Source organism: Actibacterium sp. EMB200-NS6 (assembly GCF_001305615.1).
In the GTDB taxonomy this organism is placed as follows: domain Bacteria; phylum Pseudomonadota; class Alphaproteobacteria; order Rhodobacterales; family Rhodobacteraceae; genus Actibacterium_A; species Actibacterium_A naphthalenivorans.
The window spans coordinates 3,453,866-3,472,757 of sequence record NZ_CP010869.1; the positions used below are offsets into that span (position 1 = coordinate 3,453,866).

19 protein-coding genes are annotated in these 18,892 nt (G+C 63.9%); 11 read left to right on the plus strand and 8 right to left on the minus strand.

Annotation, left to right across the window (positions count from 1 at the left end; all coding sequences use genetic code 11):
* Window positions 1–16: 16 nt before the first annotated feature.
* Window positions 17–1,000 (minus strand): thiamine pyrophosphate-dependent dehydrogenase E1 component subunit alpha, encoded by a 984-nt coding sequence (locus TQ29_RS16790; protein ID WP_037209987.1) that lies wholly within the window; start codon window positions 998–1,000, stop codon window positions 17–19.
* Window positions 1,001–1,162: 162 nt separating this feature from the next.
* On the opposite strand from TQ29_RS16790, the gene TQ29_RS16795 reads away from it, so the two are divergent.
* The 5 genes from TQ29_RS16795 to pnp all read left to right on the plus strand — a co-directional run bounded on the left by TQ29_RS16795 (window position 1,163) and on the right by pnp (window position 5,889).
* Window positions 1,163–1,669, plus strand: coding sequence for a DUF1643 domain-containing protein (locus tag TQ29_RS16795; protein WP_054540494.1), 507 nt, complete (start codon window positions 1,163–1,165; stop codon window positions 1,667–1,669).
* Window positions 1,670–1,787: 118 nt separating this feature from the next.
* Window positions 1,788–2,735 carry a calcium-binding protein gene (locus tag TQ29_RS16800; RefSeq protein WP_054540109.1) on the plus strand — a complete coding sequence of 316 codons (948 nt, stop codon included), beginning with the start codon at window positions 1,788–1,790 and terminating at the stop codon, window positions 2,733–2,735.
* A 68-nt stretch (window positions 2,736–2,803) separates the two neighbouring features.
* A complete protein-coding gene (locus TQ29_RS16805) occupies window positions 2,804–3,103 on the plus strand; it encodes a DUF5665 domain-containing protein (RefSeq protein WP_037209984.1) in 300 nt (99 codons plus the stop codon).
* 213 nt (window positions 3,104–3,316) lie between these two features.
* On the plus strand, window positions 3,317–3,586 hold the full coding sequence (rpsO, locus tag TQ29_RS16810) for a 30S ribosomal protein S15 (RefSeq protein ID WP_037209983.1): 270 nt from the start codon (window positions 3,317–3,319) through the stop codon (window positions 3,584–3,586).
* Between the two features lie 170 nt (window positions 3,587–3,756).
* On the plus strand, window positions 3,757–5,889 hold the full coding sequence (gene pnp, locus TQ29_RS16815) for a polyribonucleotide nucleotidyltransferase (protein ID WP_054540110.1): 2,133 nt from the start codon (window positions 3,757–3,759) through the stop codon (window positions 5,887–5,889).
* A 74-nt stretch (window positions 5,890–5,963) separates the two neighbouring features.
* Here pnp and TQ29_RS16820 read toward each other — a convergent pair whose 3' ends face one another.
* Window positions 5,964–6,617, minus strand: coding sequence for a peroxiredoxin (locus tag TQ29_RS16820; protein ID WP_054540111.1), 654 nt, complete (start codon window positions 6,615–6,617; stop codon window positions 5,964–5,966).
* A gap of 135 nt (window positions 6,618–6,752) precedes the next feature.
* On the opposite strand from TQ29_RS16820, the gene TQ29_RS16825 reads away from it, so the two are divergent.
* Window positions 6,753–8,192: an aldehyde dehydrogenase family protein gene (locus TQ29_RS16825; protein WP_054540112.1), complete on the plus strand. Its 1,440-nt coding sequence runs from the start codon at window positions 6,753–6,755 to the stop codon at window positions 8,190–8,192.
* A gap of 43 nt (window positions 8,193–8,235) precedes the next feature.
* Here the strand turns inward: TQ29_RS16825 and TQ29_RS16830 are convergent, their stop codons facing one another.
* Complete coding sequence (locus tag TQ29_RS16830) at window positions 8,236–8,883, minus strand: RluA family pseudouridine synthase (RefSeq protein WP_054540113.1); 648 nt, start codon at window positions 8,881–8,883, stop codon at window positions 8,236–8,238.
* A 65-nt stretch (window positions 8,884–8,948) separates the two neighbouring features.
* On the minus strand, window positions 8,949–9,404 hold the full coding sequence (locus tag TQ29_RS16835; RefSeq protein WP_054540114.1) for a GAF domain-containing protein: 456 nt from the start codon (window positions 9,402–9,404) through the stop codon (window positions 8,949–8,951).
* Window positions 9,405–9,530: 126 nt separating this feature from the next.
* Here TQ29_RS16835 and TQ29_RS16840 point away from each other — a divergent pair, with 126 nt between their 5' ends.
* From TQ29_RS16840 to TQ29_RS16850, 3 genes are all read left to right on the plus strand, one after another.
* A complete protein-coding gene (locus tag TQ29_RS16840) occupies window positions 9,531–9,875 on the plus strand; it encodes an STAS domain-containing protein (protein WP_037209973.1) in 345 nt (114 codons plus the stop codon).
* A 61-nt stretch (window positions 9,876–9,936) separates the two neighbouring features.
* Window positions 9,937–10,398 carry an ATP-binding protein gene (locus TQ29_RS16845; protein WP_052071507.1) on the plus strand — a complete coding sequence of 154 codons (462 nt, stop codon included), beginning with the start codon at window positions 9,937–9,939 and terminating at the stop codon, window positions 10,396–10,398.
* Window positions 10,399–10,591: 193 nt separating this feature from the next.
* Window positions 10,592–12,196: a gamma-glutamyltransferase family protein gene (locus TQ29_RS16850; RefSeq protein ID WP_054540115.1), complete on the plus strand. Its 1,605-nt coding sequence runs from the start codon at window positions 10,592–10,594 to the stop codon at window positions 12,194–12,196.
* Window positions 12,197–12,199: 3 nt separating this feature from the next.
* Here TQ29_RS16850 and hspQ read toward each other — a convergent pair whose 3' ends face one another.
* Complete coding sequence (hspQ, locus tag TQ29_RS16855; protein WP_037209970.1) at window positions 12,200–12,526, minus strand: heat shock protein HspQ; 327 nt, start codon at window positions 12,524–12,526, stop codon at window positions 12,200–12,202.
* An 84-nt stretch (window positions 12,527–12,610) separates the two neighbouring features.
* Here hspQ and TQ29_RS16860 point away from each other — a divergent pair, with 84 nt between their 5' ends.
* Together TQ29_RS16860 and TQ29_RS16865 are read left to right on the plus strand one after the other, a co-directional pair.
* Window positions 12,611–13,492 (plus strand): AEC family transporter, encoded by an 882-nt coding sequence (locus TQ29_RS16860; RefSeq protein WP_054540116.1) that lies wholly within the window; start codon window positions 12,611–12,613, stop codon window positions 13,490–13,492.
* A gap of 73 nt (window positions 13,493–13,565) precedes the next feature.
* Window positions 13,566–14,141: a hypothetical protein gene (locus tag TQ29_RS16865; RefSeq protein WP_054540117.1), complete on the plus strand. Its 576-nt coding sequence runs from the start codon at window positions 13,566–13,568 to the stop codon at window positions 14,139–14,141.
* Here TQ29_RS16865 and TQ29_RS16870 read toward each other — a convergent pair.
* The 3 genes from TQ29_RS16870 to TQ29_RS16880 all read right to left on the minus strand — a co-directional run bounded on the left by TQ29_RS16870 (window position 14,138) and on the right by TQ29_RS16880 (window position 18,846).
* Window positions 14,138–14,743, minus strand: coding sequence for an outer membrane lipoprotein carrier protein LolA (locus TQ29_RS16870; protein WP_054540118.1), 606 nt, complete (start codon window positions 14,741–14,743; stop codon window positions 14,138–14,140). The genes TQ29_RS16865 and TQ29_RS16870 overlap by 4 nt on opposite strands.
* A gap of 68 nt (window positions 14,744–14,811) precedes the next feature.
* Window positions 14,812–17,661 carry a DNA translocase FtsK gene (locus TQ29_RS16875; RefSeq protein WP_054540119.1) on the minus strand — a complete coding sequence of 950 codons (2,850 nt, stop codon included), beginning with the start codon at window positions 17,659–17,661 and terminating at the stop codon, window positions 14,812–14,814.
* A 9-nt stretch (window positions 17,662–17,670) separates the two neighbouring features.
* Entirely contained in the window at window positions 17,671–18,846 is a 1,176-nt protein-coding gene (locus TQ29_RS16880) for an aminotransferase class I/II-fold pyridoxal phosphate-dependent enzyme (RefSeq protein ID WP_054540120.1), read from the minus strand.
* Window positions 18,847–18,892 lie beyond the last annotated feature (46 nt).

Here is an 18,892-nt window from a genome sequence, read left to right on the forward strand (position 1 = left end):
ACTCCTCGAACTGATGTCACGCGAAAACGGCTGTCAGCGCGTCTTCGGGGGCGGGATAGGCAGAGGCGCGGGCAAAGGCGAAGGCCTCATCCACTTCGGCATGGGCCCGGGTGCGGGCCGCGTCGGCCTCGGCCTCGGTGATCGTGCCGTCGGCGATGGCCGCATCGCGCAGACGCCTGATCGGGTCCTTCGCCTTCAGCTCGGCAACCTCATCCTTCGGGCGGTACATCTCGGGGTCGCCCTGGAAGTGGCCGTAGTAGCGGTAGGTCTCGACCTCGATCAGCGTCGGGCCTTCGCCCCTGCGGGCGCGCGCGACCGCTTCGCCCGCCACTTCGAACAGTTTCAGCGTGTCATTGTCGGCCACGTGAAAGCCCGGCATGCCATAGCCCGCCGCCCGCACGCTGTTGTCCGGCACGGCGGTGGATTTCGCCTTGGACACCGAAATGCCCCAACCGTTATCCTCGATCACGAAAATCACCGGAAGGTTCCACAGCGCGGCGAGGTTCAGCGCCTCGTGGAACCCGCCCTGGTTGGCCGCGCCATCGCCAAGGTAGGAAACCGCCACCGCATCCGTGCCCTTGAGCTTGGCGGCTAGGGCCGCGCCGACGGCGGGGCTGGTGCCTTCGGCGATAATGCCGCTGCACGAGAAATTCACCGCCGGATCGAGCAGGTGCATATGCCCGCCGCGCCCGCCGGCAAGGCCGTCAGCCTTGCCGAAAATCTCGGCCGTCATCTTCTTGAGGTCCACGCCCTTGGCGATGGCCACATGGTGCGGCCGGTGTGTTGCCGTCACCGCATCCTCGGTTTTCAGGTGAACACAGACGCCGGCGGCGCAGGGTTCCTGCCCGGCGGCAAGGTGCATCTCGCCGGGGATGGTACCGGCGCCGATGTCGAACTTGGGTGATTTTCCTTCCATGTAGACGGCGGCCATCGTGTCTTCGTAATAGCGCGCCTTCTCCATGGTCTCGTACATCCACAGGATTTGCGATTTATCTGGCATACGTTCGTCCCCCCAATGGTTTGAACTGCTGTTGCACGACAGAAGGGCGGGGCCGTGCGACCCGTGAAACCGGGGTAGGGCAAACCCCACCGTGCCGCATTGATGTGGATCATGGGCGCGGCCCGCTTGAAACCACGGGCCAAACGTTTCACAACACGGGGCATGATCACGCGCACCCATCTGAAGGGCGATGCCGCCTCGACCGCCGTTTATTCCGACTGCGAGCGGTACCGCTATACCCTGACCCGGATCTGGGCACCGGAAGGGGACAAGGCGCTGTTCGTCATGCTCAACCCCTCCACCGCGACAGAGGTGCAGAACGACCCCACCGTCGAACGCTGCGAACGCCGCGCGCGTGCACTTGGCTTTGGCGGGTTCCGGGTGACCAACATCTTCGCCTGGCGCGATACCGACCCCAAAAAGATGCGCACGGCGGCCGATCCGGTGGGGCCCGAGAATGACATCGCCATCGCCGAAAGCGCCCCCTGGGCCGATCGGATCATCTGCGCCTGGGGCACGCATGGCGCACATCTGCAGCGTGGCCCGGCGGTAGAGCGGCTGTTGCGTGCCACGGGCCTGCAGCTGTTTCATCTGGGGCTGACCCAGGCCGGGCATCCCAAGCACCCGCTCTACATCGCCTACACCCAGCACCCCGAAGCCTGGCGCTAACCTCCGGCTAACCATCCGGTCAGAAATCCGCAGGTGGCGGGGCGATTGACGTGTAACCTGAACGTGGTGGTTCCCGTCGCGCGATCGCGGGCGGGTGGTTTCGGGAAGGGTAAGGGTGATGTTTGGCTTGGCAGGTTTGCTGGGTCTTCTGGTGGTCGGCGTGTCGGGGGTTTTCCCGACAGAAGGCCCGGCCGAAGAAGACGGCGAAAACAACGGCGACGGCCCGTTTGCAGAGGGCACGAATGAAAACGACACGATCGAGGGGGGCGATGAAGGCGACTCCATCCTGGCGCATATGGGCGACGATGTCGTCTATGGCGGGGCCGGGGATGATATGCTGGACGGCGGCGCGGGCGACGACCTGCTGATCGGCGCAGAGGGCGATGACACGCTGATCGGCGCCACCGGCGATGACGATCTGCCCGGCGGCCTCGGCGATGACCAGGCCGCGGGCGGCGAAGGCGATGACATGCTTCTCGGCCAGGCCGGGGACGACATTCTGAACGGCGGCGGCGGCGATGACCAGATGATCGGCGGGCCGGGCGACGACATCCTGTCGGGCGGCGAGGGCAACGACGGGCTGATGGGCGGCGAAGGCGATGACATCGTTCTTGGCGGCGGCGGCGCGGATGTGCTGAACGGCAATGCCGGCGATGACACGATCCTCGGCATCACCCCCGATGAGGAATGGGAGGATGACGGCCTTCGCGATTATCTCAATGGCGGCGAAGGCGACGACATGCTGTTTGCCGGAGCCGGGGATAACGTGAACGGCGGCGAAGGGGCCGATGATTTCATCCTGGGCGACTGGATCGACGATGGCGGCCCCGCGCTGATCGAGGATTACGACGCATCCGAAGACACGCTCGCCGTGGTCTATGACGACGAGACCCACCCCGCGCCCATGCTGACGGTCGAAGCCTCGGATGAGGCGCCGGACAACGCGCTGCTGCTGCTTGACGGGCTGCCGCTGGCAGAGGTGGCCGGGGCGGCGGGGCTGGATCTGTCGCAGGTAACACTGGTGCCCAAAAGCGCCGTGGCCGAAGCGATGCGCGCCGCCGCCTGATCCCGGCTTGGCGGCGGCGGGCGGGGCCGTTAGTGTCGGGGCGGACGATCCTGCAAAGGGCAGCGCGCGTGACCGAAAACACCTCCGACACCGACCGGCTGATCGCAGAACTCTCTGCCCTGCGCGAAGAGGTCGACAAGCTCAACAAACACCGCTTCCTGCGCGCGCATGACAATGCCTTTCGCATGATGGGCTACAATTTCCTGCGCGGCCTTGCGGTCGGGCTGGGCACGGTGGTCGGCGCCACGATGCTGGTATCGGTGGCCGCTTATTTCCTGGCGCAGATCGACTTCATCCCGATCATCGGCGACTGGGCCAAGATCATCGCACAGGAGATTCAGATGAACCGGATGGAGCCGGTGCAGTAGCCGCGCACAAGCATCGAGAGCAGCGTTTTCCAGCAGACGGGAATGAAGACGCTGCGCCGGGGCGCCGGGTGCCCGTTCATTCCCCTTCCCTTTCCCGCCGAAATCCCCTATACGCGCGCATCCGCTGGTGAAGCCGGCGGCACACTCTCCATGGGCCCTGCTGGACGACATCCCGGCTTGCGCCATCAACCCTTTTCAGAAAAGGAGACCCCGATGTCGATTACGGCTGAAGAAAAGAACCGCCTAGTCAAGGAATTCGCCACCAAGGAAGGCGACACCGGTTCGCCCGAAGTGCAGATCGCCATCCTGACCTCGCGCATCAACACGCTGACCGAACACTTCAAGACCCACAAGAAGGATAACCATTCCCGCCGTGGCCTCTTGATGATGGTCGCGCAGCGCCGGAAACTTCTGGATTACCTCAAAGGCAAGGAAGAGGCGCGGTATACCGACCTCATCAAGCGCCTCGGCATCCGCCGCTAAATTCGAAGGACGCGCCCTTGTGGCGCGTCTTTGCTATCCCGGGCATGGTTCGGGGCCTCCCCTTCGGGCTCAGTGGGGCAGGGCAGCAAAACACAGATGGGCCACGGGGCAATCAGCCCCGTACGCAATCGGGGGAACGGGAGGGTCCCGCCCCCAACATAGGAAACGAGATGTTTAACGTTACGACGAAATCGATGCAGTGGGGCGACGAGACCCTCACACTTGAAACGGGCAAGGTTGCCCGCCAGGCCGATGGCTCTGTCATCGCCACCCTCGGCGAAACCTCGGTCATGGCCAACGTGACCTTCGCCAAGGAACCCAAACCGGGGCAGGATTTCTTCCCGCTGACGGTTCACTATCAGGAAAAATACTATGCCGCCGGTAAAATCCCGGGCGGTTTCTTCAAGCGCGAGGCGCGCCCGACCGAAAAGGAAACGCTGACCGCGCGCCTGATCGACCGTCCGATCCGCCCGCTGTTCGTGCCCGGCTTCAAGAACGAAGTGCTGGTGATGTGCACCGTGCTGAGCCACGATCTGGTCAATGACCCCGATATCGTTGCGATGATCGCCGCCTCGGCCGCGCTGACCATTTCCGGCGCGCCCTTCATGGGCCCGATCGCCGGTTGCCGCGTTGGTTTCGTGGATGGGGAATACATCCTGAACCCCGACGTCGACGATATGCAGGATCTGCGGAACAACCCCGAGCAGCGGCTCGATCTGGTTGTTGCCGGCACCAAAGACGCGGTGATGATGGTGGAATCGGAAGCCTATGAGCTTTCCGAGGCCGAAATGCTGGGCGCCGTAAACTTCGCGCATCAGCAGATCCAGCCGGTGATCGACCTGATCATCAGCCTGGCCGAAGCCTCGGCGAAAGAGCCGTTCGATTTCCAGTCGCCGGATTACTCGGCGCTGTATGACGCGGTGAAAGCCGCCGGCGAGGCCGCAATGCACGCCGCCTTCGCGATCACCGACAAGCAGGAGCGGACCGCCACCGTTGCCGCCGCGCGCGAGACGGTCAAGGCCGCCCTGACCGAGGAGCAGCTTGAAGATCCGAACCTCGGGTCCGCCTTCAAGAAGCTGGAGAGCTCGGTTCTGCGGGGCGATGTGGTGACCAACGGCAAGCGGATCGACGGCCGCGCGCTGGATACCGTGCGCCCGATCGTCTGCGAAACCGGCCTGCTGCCGCGCACCCATGGCTCTGCCCTGTTCACCCGCGGCGAAACGCAAGGTTTGGTCGTGACCACGCTGGGCACGGGCGACGATGAACAGTTCATCGACGCGCTGCACGGCAACTTCAAATCCAACTTCCTGCTGCACTACAACTTCCCCCCCTACTCGGTGGGCGAAGTTGGCCGCGTGGGCTCGCCCGGCCGCCGCGAAATCGGCCATGGCAAACTGGCATGGCGCGCCCTTCAGGCCGTTCTGCCCGCCGCGACCGATTTCCCCTACACGATCCGCATCGTGTCGGAGATCACCGAATCCAACGGCTCCAGCTCGATGGCGTCTGTCTGCGGCGGTTCGCTGTCGATGATGGATGCGGGCGTTCCGCTGAAGGCGCCGGTTGCCGGTGTGGCCATGGGCCTGATCCTGGAAGATGACGGCCGCTATGCCATCCTGACAGACATCCTGGGCGACGAGGATCACCTCGGCGACATGGACTTCAAGGTGGCCGGTACTGAAAACGGCATCACCTCGCTGCAGATGGACATCAAGGTCGCGGGCATCACGCCCGAGATCATGGAAAAAGCCCTGGCCCAGGCCAAGGCAGGCCGCCTGCACATTCTGGGTGAAATGGCCAAGGCGCTGACCGAAGCCGGCGAATTCTCGGCCCATGCGCCGCGGATCGAAACCATGACCGTGCCCACCGACAAGATCCGTGAAGTGATCGGCTCGGGCGGCAAGGTCATCCGCGAGATCGTGGAAGTGTCGGGCGCCAAGGTCGATATCAACGACGACGGCGTGATCAAGATCGCCTCGGCCAATGCCGACGCCATCCAGAAGGCCTATGACATGATCTATTCGATCGTGGCCGAGCCGGAAGAGGGCAAGATCTACAAGGGCAAGGTCGTGAAGATCGTCGATTTCGGCGCCTTCGTGAACTTCTTCGGCAAGCGTGACGGCCTTGTGCATGTCAGCCAGATCGAAAACCGCCGCCTGAACCACCCCTCGGACGTTCTGAAGGAAGGCCAGGAGGTTTACGTCAAGCTTCTGGGCTTTGACGATCGCGGCAAGGTGCGCCTGTCGATGAAGATGATCGACCAGAGCACCGGCGAAGAGATGGCGGAAGAAAAAGCAGAAGGCTGAGCCAGCCCTGCATGAACAAGGAAAGGCCCCGGTGGAAACACCGGGGCCTTTTTCATTCCGACGATGCCGGGTGGTTACTCGGGCGCTTTGACCGTGCGCAGATAGGAGAAGACTTCCTTCACCTCGCCGAACTTCTCTTTCGCCTGATCGGTGGTCAGCGACAGCGCCACGATCACATCGTCGCCCGGGCGCCAGTTGGCCGGCGTGGCAATCGGCGTGTCCTTGGCGATCTGGATCGCATCCAGCGCGCGCAGGATCTCGTCGAAGTTGCGGCCGACCGACATCGGATAGATCAGCATCAGCTCGATCTTCTTTTGCGGGTTGATGATGAAGGTGGTGCGCACCGTCGCAGTATCAGCGGGGGTGCGGCCATCGGGCAGATAGGCCTCGGCCGGCAGCATGTCATAGAGCTTGGCGATCTTCAGCTCGTCATCGGCGATGATCGGAAAGCCCATCTTGGCGCCGGAAAAGCTTTCGACATCGGCCTTCCACTTCTTGTGCTCTTCCACACTGTCCACGGAAATGCCGATCACCTTGGTGTTGCGCTTGGCAAACTCGTCGGCCAATTGGGCGGCCGCGCCGAATTCGGTGGTGCAGACCGGGGTGAAGTCTTTGGGGTGGGAAAACAGGATTGCATAGCTGTCGCCGATCCACTCGTGAAAATCGATCATGCCTTCGGTGGTGTCGGCGGAAAAATTCGGGGCCGTATCATTGATGCGAAGTGCCATGGAGGTCTTCCTTTCCTGTCTGGCGGAACTAGCTTCCGTATTCTAGATAGATTCCAAATCGTGCGAGTTCATCCCAAACTTGCACAGAAATCGGGCCGGTGACAGAGTGTCGCGCAAATTCCAAGGGAGCGTCCCATGATCGAAAAACGCCAGTTCTATATCAACGGGCAATGGGTTGATCCCAGCGCCGCCAATGATTTCGGCGTTATAGACCCCTCGACCGAAGACACCTGTGCGGTGATCTCTCTGGGGGCCGAGGCCGACACGAATGCCGCCGTCGCCGCCGCCCGCGCGGCCTTTGAAAGCTGGGCTTTTTCGGACAAGGCCGAGCGTCTTGCGCTGATCGAGCGAATCCTCGACATCTACAATCGCCGCTCGGACGACATGGCCGAAGCCATCAGCCTGGAGATGGGCGCGCCGATCGATTTCGCGAAATCATCGCAGGCCACCACAGGCAGCTGGCACATCAAGAACTTCATCCGTGCGATGAAGGATTTCGAGTTTGAGCGCCTGCTGGGCGCGCACGCCCCGCATGACCGTATCCTGATGGAGCCGATCGGCGTGATCGGCATGATCACCCCGTGGAACTGGCCGATGAATCAGGTCACGCTGAAGGTGATTCCGGCCCTGGCGACCGGCTGCACCATGGTGCTGAAGCCTTCGGAAATCGCGCCGCTGTCATCGCTGCTGTTCGCCGAGATCCTCGACGAGGCCGGCGTGCCGGCGGGCGTGTTCAACCTGGTCAACGGCGATGGTGCCGGCGTCGGCACACAGCTTTCGGGCCATCCGGATGTCGACATGATCTCGTTCACCGGATCGACCCGCGCGGGCATCGCGATTTCCAAAAACGCCGCCGACACGCTGAAGCGCGTGCATCTGGAACTGGGCGGCAAGGGCGCCAACATCATCTTCGCCGATGCCGATGAAAAAGCGGTTCAGCGCGGTGCCCAGCACTGTTTCAACAACACCGGCCAGTCGTGCAACGCCCCCACACGGATGCTGGTGCAGCGCGACATCTATGACGACGCCGTGGAAACGGCGGCCGGGGTGGCGACGGGCCTTGCTGTCGGCTCCGGCCATGACAGGGGGCGGCACATCGGCCCGGTGGTCAGCCAGGCGCAGTTCGACAAGGTGCAGGGCATGATCGAAACCGGCATCGCCGAAGGCGCGCGGCTGGTCGCGGGCGGGCTTGGCCGGCCCGAGGGGTTCAATCGCGGCTATTTCGTGCGCCCCACGGTCTTTGCAGACGTGCACAACGACATGACCATTGCGCGGCAGGAGATTTTCGGGCCGGTCCTGTCGATCATCCCCTTCGAGACCGAGGAAGAGGCGATCCGCATCGCCAATGACACCGAATACGGCCTGACCAACTATGTGCAATCGCAGGATGGCGCGCGCACCAACCGCGTGGTCCGGCGGCTTCGCTCGGGCATGGTCGAGGTGAACGGCAAAAGCCGCGCCGCGGGCAGCCCGTTCGGCGGCACGAAACATTCGGGCAACGGGCGCGAAGGCGGTGTCTGGGGCCTTGAGGATTTTCTGGAGGTCAAGGCTGTGTCGGGCTGGGCCGCCGAATAGGCCCATCGTGCCGGGGCGGGCGGTTCGCGCCGGCCCGGTGCCGTCAGAACGGGCATTTGACGCTGAAGCTCATGCCCCGGCCGCCATCGGGGTGGCGCAGCCGCAGGTTTTCGGCATGCAGCATCAGCCGCTCGGCCGCGCGCGCCGCGCCTTCGGCGTAGAACGGATCTCCCAGGATGGGATGCCCCAGCGCCAGCATATGCACCCGCAGCTGATGGCTGCGCCCGGTCTTGGGATAGAGCCTGACCCGCGTCGTGGTCTCGTCACTGCGCACCACGCGCCAGTCGGTGACCGCCGCCCTGCCGTTTTCATGATCGACCATCTGTTTCGGCCGGTTCGGCCAGTCAACGATCAGCGGTAGATCCACGGTGCCGGTCTTTGGCGCCAGCCGGCCCCAGACCTGCGCCACGTAGGTTTTCTTTACCATGCGTTTCTCGAATTGCAGGCCGAGGTGGCGCTGCGCATTCGGCGTCAGGGCAAAGACCATCACGCCAGAGGTGTCGCGATCCAGCCGGTGCACCAGAAGCGCCTCGGGGAACGCGGCCTGAACCCGCGACAACAGGCAATCGGCCAGATGCGCGCCCTTGCCGGGAACAGACAACAGCCCGGCGGGCTTGTTCGCGATCAGCAGCTCATGATCCTGGTACAGGATGTCCAGCGGGGTGTCGGGCGGGCTATAGGCGTCGGTCATGCGCCATCACTTAGTCGAGCAACCGCCGCGCCGCCAGCCCCCGGCCGGAAACTCCGGTGCACGGGTCAGCCTTCGACCACGCCGAAGGTCGCATCCAAAATCGCCTGCAGCCCTTTCGCATCCTCCTGATTGAAGGCGGCGGGCTGATTGCTGTCGATGTCGAGCACGCCCAGCAATTCGCCCCGCCCGCCGCGCACCGGCAGCACGATCTCGGACCGGGTCGAGGCGGCGCAGGCGATATGGCCCGGGAAAGCCTCGACATCATCGACCAGCTGCACCGCGCCGGTGCGCGCCGCCGCGCCGCAGACGCCGCGCGAAAAAGGGATCACCAGGCAGCCGTGCCCGCCCTGGTAGGGGCCGATCTTCAGCACGTCATCGCCCATGTTGCGATAGAACCCGGTCCAGTCGAACCGGTCGTCGGCATGGTGAATTTCGCAGGCAAGCGTGGCCATCAGAGCGATGGTGTCACGCTCGCCCTCCACCAGTGCGGCGACGGTTTTCGCAAGTTCGGTGTAATCCATGCCTCTGCCCTTTCCCGAGGTGCCCGGCGCCGCAGCTTCTGCCGCTTTGCGACTCTCATCCGATGGATACCGGTTGGTAAGGATTGCCGTCTAGCCTGCCCGTGACGGCAACATCAGGAGTGGCAGATGGAACTTCAGGCTAAGGAGCACGGCGATGCGCTGGTCGTGACGGTGATCGACGACCGAATCGACGCCGCCGTGGCGATCCAGTTCAAGGACAGGATGCGCGAAATCTCGGAAACTCCGCATCAGCGCGTCGTCGTCGATATGTCACGCGTCGATTTTCTCGACAGCAGCGGGCTCGGCGCGGTGGTGTCGTTCATGAAATACCTCGGGCCCGAGCGGCGGCTGGAACTTGCCGGGCTGACGCCCACGGTTGCCAAGGTTTTCCGCCTGACCCGGATGGATTCGGTCTTTACCCTGCATGACAGCATCAACGGGGCCGTCGCCCCCGGCGCAACCGCCGCCTGACCGGGGGATGGACCGTGATCGCAGCCCCCCTGACGTCACGCGGAAAGAACAGACTGACACCATGAATACCGCCGATTTCAAACTCTCCTTCCCCGGCGAACCGATGGCCGTGCGTCTGGCCCTGGGCGAGGTGACCTCCTGGATAAGATCCGCCGGCATCGATGAAGAGTTTTGCGGCTCCGTCGAACTGGTTCTGGCGGAGGCGCTCAACAACATCGCCGAACACGCTTATGGCGAAGGCGCCCCCGGCCCCGTCGACCTGGAGCTTCAGCACCGGCCGCCCGAGCTGAAGCTGACCTTGATGGACACAGGGCGCGCGATGCCCGGCGGCCAGCTTCCCGAAGGCCGGGCGGTGAACCCCGATCCCACCCTCGACGATCTGCCCGAAGGCGGGTTCGGCTGGCACATCATCCGGACCCTGACCCGCGAGCTGACCTATTGCCGGGATGGTGGCCTGAACCGGCTCAGCTTCCTGATGGGCCTTGATTGCCACGGAGATGGCCCCGCCTCAAAACAGCCATAATGAATCCACATCGCAGCCCGAATGTCCGGTGATGGTGCAAGTGTAGCTGCATATGGCTTCCCTCGGCGCTGCGTCAACAGCCCCCACCCAGTGCGTGGCGTCGAGGTCTTATGCATCGACTTTTCCCACGAAATCCGTTTGGAATTCCCGCAGCGCAGCCCTAAGGTTCGCAACAACTCAAGGGACGGAAAGCATGCGTGATTTTCATCTTCCGGGCCGGTCGCCCGTGTTCGCACAGAACGGGATTTGCGCCACATCGCATCCGCTGGCGGCCAAGGTCGCGGTGCAGATCCTCGAAGCGGGCGGAAACGCCGTGGATGCCGCGATTGCCGGCGCCGTGCTGCTTGGCATCTGCGAACCACAGATGACCGGTATCGGGGGCGACTGTTTCGTGCTTCTGAAACCGGCCGGCGACGAAAAGATCATCGCGCTGAACGGATCCGGCCGCGCCCCTGCGGCCCTGTCAGCCGAAAAGCTGCGCGTCGCCGGGCAGGCAAAAACCCCAGGTGCGCCGATGTCCGGCATCTCCTCCGGCGGGCCCGAGGCCGTGACCATCCCCGGCGCCATCGACGCCTTCTGCCGACTGTCGAAAGACTGGGGCCGGATCGGGCTCAAGGCCGCGCTCGCCCCCGCGATCCACTATGCCGAGGCGGGCGTACCGGTTGCCCCGCGTACCGCGATGGACTGGCGCATAGCCGCATCCACCCTGCAGGGAGACGCGCGCGATCACTATCTGCTGGCGGGCAAGGCCCCGGTGGCGGGCCAGGTCTTTCGCCATCCGCAACAGGCCGAGGTTCTGCGCCGCGTCGCCCTGGAAGGCCGGGCCGGGTTCTATGAGGGCGAGGTTGCCGAAGACATGGTCGCCGCGTTGCGTGCCCTTGGCGGGGTTCACACGCTGGATGATTTCGCGGCGACGGCCTGCGACTATACCGATCCGGTCAGCGGCGCCTACAAGGATGTCGAAATGGTGGAGCATCCGCCAAACGGCCAGGGCGCGACCGCGATCCTGCTCAACAACATCCTGTCTCATTTCGACGTCGCCGGGATGGATCCCTTCGGCACCGCGCGCGCGCATATCGAGGCGGAGGCCGCCAAGCTGGCCTATGACGCCCGCGACCGGTTTCTGGCCGACCCCGACTATATGACGCGGCTGCCGCATATGCTCTCGCCCGAACTGGGCGCGGATCTCGCCGCGCTGATCGATCCGAAATCGGCGATGCCCGACCCGCGCGCCGCGTCGGACAGGGTGCACCGCGAAACCATCTACCTGACCGTGATCGACAAGGACAGGATGGCGGTATCGCTGATCTATTCGATCTTCCACAGCTTCGGCTCCGGCATCGCATCATCGAAATTCGGGGTGCTGTTCCAGAACCGCGGTTTCGGCTTTTCGCTGGAGCCGGGCCACCCGAACGAGGCGGGCGGTGGCAAGCGGCCGATGCACACGATCATCCCCGGCATGCTGAAAAAGAGCGGCAAGGTGATCATGCCCTTCGGCGTGATGGGCGGCGCCTATCAGCCCAACGGGCATTCCAGGCTGATCACCAATATCGTCGATTTCGGCCTTCACCCCCAGGCCGCCATCGATGCCCCGCGCAGTTTTTCCGACGCCGGCCAGATGATGGTGGAGCGCGGTTATCCTGACAAGGTGCGCGCCGAACTGGCCGAGATGGGCCATAAGGTCGGCACCCCCGAGGTGCCGATCGGCGGCGCGCAGGCTATTCTGATTGACGATGAAAACGGTGTGCTTCAGGGCGCGTCGGACCCGCGAAAGGATGGCTGCGCGCTGGGATACTAGCGGTCAGTTGAGCTGAAACTGAAGCGGGTAATGGCCATCCTCGAAATCGCCGAACAGGTCGGGAAGATCGGGGTGGTCCACCGGCTCTCCGGTTTCGTCGGGCAGCAGGTTCTGCTCCGAGACATAGGCCACGTAATAGCTTTGGTCATTCTCGGCCAGCAGGTGGTAAAACGGCTGATCCTTGGACGGCCGGCTGTCTTCGGGGATGGCGTCATACCAATCCTCGGTGTTCGAGAACATCGCGTCCACGTCGAAAACGACACCCCGAAAGGGGTGTTTCCGATGGCGGACCACCTGCCCAAGATGATATTTAGCCTGCGACTTCAGCATGCCGTTGCAACCCCCACCACTTTGTAGTTACCCCTCGTTTGGCGCAATGTCCATGCAGGCCCCCGCAGAATAAGGAAACAGTGTGTGAACATCGTCCTGACAGTGCTCGAGATTGTGGCCCCGGTTTTCCTGCTGGCGGCGATCGGATTTTTCTGGGTCCGCATGGGGTTTGAGTACCGGGTGGAGTTCGTGACCCGCCTGGCCATGACCCTTTCGGTGCCTTGCCTGATCTTCACTTCGCTGATGAGAACCGAGATCGAGCCGCAGGCGCTGACCACGCTTTCACTTGCCGCGCTCGCCGCCTATGGCGCGGTCACCGTGCTGTGTCTGGCGCTCGTTTCCCTCGGGGGGCTGGATCGGCGCACCTATCTCGCGCCCCTGATCTTCGGCAATACCGGCAATATGGGCCTGCCGCTGGCTTTGTTCGCCTTTGGCGAAACCGGGCTTGGCTATGCCGTGGTCGTGTTCGCGGTGATGGCGATTTTCTCTTTTACCGCAGGGATTTGGATGGTGTCCGGCGATGGCTCGCCGCTGAAGGTGATCAAGGAGCCGCTGGTGGGCGCAACCGTTCTGGGCGGGGTGTTCCTGTGGCAGGGCTGGCACACGCCGCGTTTTCTGACCAACACGCTCGAACTCGCCGGGCAGATGGCGATCCCGATCATGCTGATCACGCTTGGCGTGGCCGTCGCGCGGCTTCGGCCCAGCCATGTGCCCCTGTCGCTGTGGCTGTCGCTGGCCAAGGTCGTGCTGTGCATCGCGGCGGCCTGGATCGTCGGCCGGCTGTTCGGTCTGGCGCCGGAACCCTTCGCGGTTCTGGTGCTTCAGATCTCGACGCCTGTCGCCGTCACGTCCTATCTGCTGGCCGAGAAATACGGGGCCGACGCGGATGCGGTGGCCGGGCTTGTCGTCGTTTCGACGCTGCTGTCGGTTGCGACAATACCTCTCACCCTCGCATTTTTGATCTGACCCGGCATGTTGCCCGTTCCAAACGGGCGGCATTTTACGTATTCTGCCAAAAAACAAAGAATGCGAGAGGCAGATGAGCAGACTTCTTCGCGTAGCCGTACTGGCCCTTCTGGCCGGTTGCGGCGGAGGGTATGACAGCCCTCCGCGCAATCTTGATGACGCTTGCAGCATTGTCAGCCAGCGCCCGAAATACCTGCGCGCCATGAACAGGACAGAACGCCGCTGGGGCGTGCCGGTACATGTGCAGATGGCCACGATCTATCAGGAAAGCAAATTCGACGGTGATGCCCGCACCCCAGTGAGCTATGCGCTCGGCATCATCCCGATGGGCCGCCAAAGCTCTGCCTATGGCTATGCCCAGGCGCTCGACGGCACATGGGATGAATACCGGCACGCGACGGGCAACCGCCGCGCCAGGCGCGACCGGATCGATGACGCCACCGATTTCATGGGCTGGTACATGAACAAGACGCGCACGCGCAACGGGATCTCCCTGTCGGACGCGCGCAATCAGTATCTGGCTTATCACGAGGGCCACACCGGCTATGCCCGTGGCAGCTATCGCAGCAAAAGCTGGCTGATCCGGGTGGCGGATGAGGTCGCGTCGCGGGCGACGACCTATCGTGTGCAACTGGCGCGCTGCCGCTAGTCTCCGGCCCTGTTCCGTGCCTCGAGGACGATGTTGAACAGGCTCGGCGCGAGCTTCATCCCTGTCTCGAACGCGCCCAGCTCCACCGTGGTGATGCCGCCGGCCTCGTCGGTGATCACCCATTTCCGCAGGCGCACGGGGTTGTCGGCAAACACCAGCCTGATGGTGCCGTATTCCGGATGCTCCGGGTCCTGCGCGACAACGGCCGTCATATCGCCTTCGGCCATGTGTCCCACCACCATGCGGGCATCGTCCAGATTGATGTTGCGCGCCAGGATCAGGTTCAGTGGTGTTCGTGCCAGCGGGTATTGCTCGGGCGGCTGGTTCGACTTGGGATCGAAAACCGCGACCTGCCCGCCGCCGGCCATCACCAGCGCATCATTCGGCGCGGCATATTCAAACCGGGCGCGCCCCGGCCGCTGGATATAAAGCCGGCCGCCGGACACCGAGCCATCCGTGTTGATCTGTCTGAAATCGCCCTGCGCCGTGGTCAGCCCGTTCAGATAGGCCGAAAGCCGCGACAGCGGAATTTCCGCGGCCACGGCCGGAAGGGCGATAAAGGAGGCGGCAAGCGCCATCAGTGTCATGCGCAGTTTTTTCATAGGGCTGATCTAGGCACTTTCCCGCGGCGTTTCACCTGCCGCGCCCTCACGAAATGGCGAGCGGCGGATTACTGCTGTTCCGGCACTAGGATCTCGCGCTTGCCCACATGGTTGGCGGGGGATACGACGCCCTCTTCCTCCATCTGCTCTACAAGGCGGGCGGCCTTGTTATAGCCGATGGCCAGCTTGCGCTGGATGTAGGAGGTCGAGCATTTGCGGTCCTTCAGCACGATCGCGACAGCGGTATCGTAAAGCGCATCTTCCAGATCGTTGCCGCCACCAAGGCCCAGCACCATGTCGATATCGCTTTCCTTGCCCTCATCCGGGCCATCGACAACGCCACTCATGTATTCCGGCGGGCCGTAGGATTTCAGATAGGTGACGATTTCTTCGACCTCTTCATCCGAAACAAAGGGCCCGTGAACGCGCGTGATCTTTGACCCGCCCGCCATGTAGAGCATGTCGCCCATACCCAGAAGCTGCTCCGCCCCCTGCTCGCCCAGAATGGTGCGGCTGTCGATCTTCGACGTCACCTGGAACGAGATCCGTGTGGGGAAGTTGGCCTTGATCGTGCCGGTGATCACATCGACCGAGGGCCGTTGCGTGGCCATGATCAGATGAATGCCCGAGGCCCGCGCCATCTGCGCCAGCCGCTGAATGCAGGCCTCGATCTCTTTGCCCGCAACCATCATCAGATCTGCCATCTCATCGACGATCACCACGATATAGGGGATCGCCTCGGGCGCGAATTCCTCGGTCTCGAAGATCGGATCGCCGGTTTCGTCGTCAAACCCGGTCTGGACGGTGCGGTTGAACATCTCGCCCTTGGCCAGCGCGTCGCGCACCCGGCCGTTATACCCGTCGATATTGCGCACGCCCATCTTCGACATCTTGCGATAGCGCTCTTCCATCTCGCCCACGACCCACTTGAGAGCCACGACCGCCTTTTTCGGGTCGGTCACAACGGGCGACAGAAGATGCGGGATACCGTCATAGACGGACAATTCCAGCATCTTGGGATCAATCATGATCAGCCGGCATTCCTCGGGGCTGAGCTTGTAAAGCAGGCTCAGGATCATGGTGTTGATCGCCACCGATTTACCCGAGCCGGTGGTCCCGGCGATCAGAAGGTGGGGCATCTTCGCCAGGTTGGCCACAACCGGGTCGCCGCCGATATCCTTGCCCAGGGCCAGCGGCAGGCGCATGTTGCTGTCGCCGAAATCGCGGGCCGAAAGGATTTCGCGCAGCACCACCTTTTCGCGATTCACATTCGGCAGTTCGATGCCGATCACCGACCGCCCCGGCACGGTGGACACCCGCGCCGACAGCGCCGACATGCTGCGCGCGATGTCATCGGCAAGGCCGATCACGCGGCTGGCCTTCAGGCCCGGCGCCGGCTCCAGCTCGTACATCGTGACAACGGGGCCGGGGCGCACGCTGACGATTTCGCCCTTCACGCCATAATCATCCAGCACGTTTTCAAGCATCCGCGCGTTCTCTTCCAGCGCCTCGTCGCTCAGGTGATGACGCTCGACACTGACCGGGTTGGTCAGAAGCGACAGCGGCGGATGCTCATATTCAGTGCCCGCCTGATCATCGAAACGCAGCGCGGGCTGCGCCTCGGCCCGGGCCTGACGCGACGGCTGGGCAGGCTTTTTCGGCGGATGCTGCACAACCTTGCGCGGCTGCGCCACCGGCAGATCATAGGCGGCGGCATCATATGCCGGTTCGTCATCGAAAATCTCGGGCTCCAGCTCCGGCTCCGGCGCCACCGTCAGGGCCTGCGGCGGCGGCGGCATGCGCGACGGCGTGTCGATGATCAGCGGCTGCGGCCCGCGGCGGCGCGCGATGGCGGCGGCGGCCGGGTTCGATGCGCCCTGCAGCACCGGCTCGATGCGCGGCGCCTGCACCGGCGGCTCGGCCCGCGCGGCGTGAAGAGGCGGCGCCTGACGCACACGGCTGCGGATCACATCGGCGATGCGCGCCTTGATACGCTCTTCCGACATCGGCTCGGCCCCCTCCGCGCCTTCGGGCAAGATCGGCTCCACGAGTTCCGGCTCGGGATCCGGCGCGCGTTTGAGCAGGCTGGGCACCCGCGCCAGCAGGCCGGTCTTTTCGCGCGGCCCGGCGATCGGCGCCGGGGCTTGGGGCATCGGCGCGCGGTGAACCACCGGCTCTGCCGCATGGGCCATGCGCAGCGCGGCCTGTTCCTGCTTGCGGGCATGATGGCGGGCCTGCAACGCCCGTGCGCCATGCACCGCACCGCTGGCTCCGCGTCCCAGCAGCGTCATCAGGCTGGCGTAGGCCATGATCGCCCCGACCAGCATGAACCGGCCCAGCGCCGCAAGCTCTGCCCGGTCAAAGCCCAGCACGAACAGCGCCATGCCGATCATGGCCAGGAACACCACCGCCGCCATCAGCTTCAGGCCCAGCGTGGCCGAAACCGGAACAATGTTCACCAATGCGCCCAGAATGGTTTCGCCAAACAGCCCACCCATACCGAAATCATGGGTCCAGCCCGGTGTCGGAACCAGGGACGCGGCATAGACCGACGCCAGCGCGATGGCGATCGGCGCGAAGATCACCCGGCCCATCGCGCGTTCCTCACCCCGGTGCAGCACGAAGCGGACGCCCCAGACGCCGAACACCAGTGCCAGACCCCAGCCACCCAGCCCCACGATCACATGCAGCGGCGAGGCGATCGAGGCCCCGAACCGGCCCAGCAGGTTGGCGGCAGGCGCATCGGTGGCCGAGAGCCAGCTTGGATCTTCCGGCACGTAAGAGGCGATCAGCATCGCCGTCATCACCGCCAGCACGATCAGCGCAATGCCCAGCAGTTCCTTGCCCCGCCGTTCGATCGCAGCCTGCATGTTGGCATCAAAAAGCGGATCGCGCTGTTTCATCTGATACGAAGCCATCCCTCGTCCTTACCTGTAGAGACAGTCACGAAGCTTGCTAAGCCCGTGCTGCATTTCTGTGATTGGGGCCACCATCGCGACCCGGATAAAATCCTTGCCCGGATTATGCCCGCCCACGTCGCGGGCGAGATAGGCGCCGGGCAGAACCCTGACGCCGGTTTCCTGCCACAGCGTCAGCGCCGCGGCCTCGCCATCCTCCACCGGCAGCCACAGGAAAAACCCGGCCTGCGGCGGAACATAGCCCGGCACATCGGCGAAAATCGCATCGGCGGCAGTGAATTTGCGGCGATAGAGCGCACGGTTTTCATCGACATGCGCCTCGTCGGCCCAGATCTGTTCCGCCACCCGTTGCAGCGGCAGCGGCAGCGGCGCCCCGGCATAGGCGCGCAGTTGCCTGATCCGCGCGACGCTCTGCGCCCCGCCCGCCACAAAGCCAGAGCGCAACCCCGGCAGGTTGGAGCGTTTGGACAAGGAATTGAACGCCACCACACGCTCGGGATCGGCTTGCCTGGCCGCCTGCAACGCGCCCACGGGTGCCGCATCGCGGTAGATCTCGGAATAGCATTCGTCGGCGAAGATCTGGAAATCATGCTTTTCGGCCAGCGCGATCAGGTCTTGCCAATACTCCGCCGTCGCCACGGCCCCCTGCGGGTTGGAGGGCGAGCACAGATAGGCAATCGCCACCCGGTTCAGCACATCCGCGCCCAGTGCGCCGTAATCGGGCAGAAACCCCGTTTCCGGCCCGGCGGGCACATAGACAGGCTCGGCCCCAACGGCCAGCGCGGCCACGGCATAGACCTGATAGAACGGGTTGGGCATCAGAACGACCGGTCGCTTGCCGCGCACCGTTTCGGGGCAAAGGGCGAGCGCGGCGTTGAACAACCCCTCTCGCGTGCCGTTCAGCGCCATCACCTGCGTGCCGGGATCGACCGAAACGCCGTAGCGGCGCCCGATCCAGCCTGCGATCGCGGCGCACAGCTCCGGCGTGCCATCGTTGGGCGGGTATTTCCCGAAGCCGGCGACATTTTCGGCGATGATCTGGCCCACCCAGGGCGGAAACGCGTGTTTTGGCTCGCCAATGGTCATATGCAGCACGTCGCCCCCCGGCGCATGCACGTCGAGAAGGCCGCGCAAGCGCGGAAACGCGTAATCTGGCAGGTTCGAAAACCGCTCCGGAAAGGTCATAGGACCACTGTACTGCCTCAAGGGATCGGGGTCATATCGCCCCGTT

Coding starts and splice junctions, on each gene's coding strand:
- TQ29_RS16840 (WP_037209973.1), top strand. CDS start 9,531: ATGGAACTTCAGGCTAAGGAGCACGGCGATGCGCTGGTCGTGACGGTG.
- TQ29_RS16820 (WP_054540111.1), bottom strand. CDS start 6,617: ATGGCACTTCGCATCAATGATACGGCCCCGAATTTTTCCGCCGACACC.
- TQ29_RS16875 (WP_054540119.1), bottom strand. CDS start 17,661: ATGGCTTCGTATCAGATGAAACAGCGCGATCCGCTTTTTGATGCCAAC.
- TQ29_RS16880 (WP_054540120.1), bottom strand. CDS start 18,846: ATGACCTTTCCGGAGCGGTTTTCGAACCTGCCAGATTACGCGTTTCCG.
- TQ29_RS16850 (WP_054540115.1), top strand. CDS start 10,592: ATGCGTGATTTTCATCTTCCGGGCCGGTCGCCCGTGTTCGCACAGAAC.
- TQ29_RS16870 (WP_054540118.1), bottom strand. CDS start 14,743: ATGAAAAAACTGCGCATGACACTGATGGCGCTTGCCGCCTCCTTTATC.
- TQ29_RS16795 (WP_054540494.1), top strand. CDS start 1,163: ATGATCACGCGCACCCATCTGAAGGGCGATGCCGCCTCGACCGCCGTT.
- rpsO (WP_037209983.1), top strand. CDS start 3,317: ATGTCGATTACGGCTGAAGAAAAGAACCGCCTAGTCAAGGAATTCGCC.
- TQ29_RS16790 (WP_037209987.1), bottom strand. CDS start 1,000: ATGCCAGATAAATCGCAAATCCTGTGGATGTACGAGACCATGGAGAAG.
- TQ29_RS16865 (WP_054540117.1), top strand. CDS start 13,566: ATGAGCAGACTTCTTCGCGTAGCCGTACTGGCCCTTCTGGCCGGTTGC.
- TQ29_RS16835 (WP_054540114.1), bottom strand. CDS start 9,404: ATGGATTACACCGAACTTGCGAAAACCGTCGCCGCACTGGTGGAGGGC.
- TQ29_RS16830 (WP_054540113.1), bottom strand. CDS start 8,883: ATGACCGACGCCTATAGCCCGCCCGACACCCCGCTGGACATCCTGTAC.
- hspQ (WP_037209970.1), bottom strand. CDS start 12,526: ATGCTGAAGTCGCAGGCTAAATATCATCTTGGGCAGGTGGTCCGCCAT.
- TQ29_RS16825 (WP_054540112.1), top strand. CDS start 6,753: ATGATCGAAAAACGCCAGTTCTATATCAACGGGCAATGGGTTGATCCC.
- TQ29_RS16845 (WP_052071507.1), top strand. CDS start 9,937: ATGAATACCGCCGATTTCAAACTCTCCTTCCCCGGCGAACCGATGGCC.
- pnp (WP_054540110.1), top strand. CDS start 3,757: ATGTTTAACGTTACGACGAAATCGATGCAGTGGGGCGACGAGACCCTC.
- TQ29_RS16800 (WP_054540109.1), top strand. CDS start 1,788: ATGTTTGGCTTGGCAGGTTTGCTGGGTCTTCTGGTGGTCGGCGTGTCG.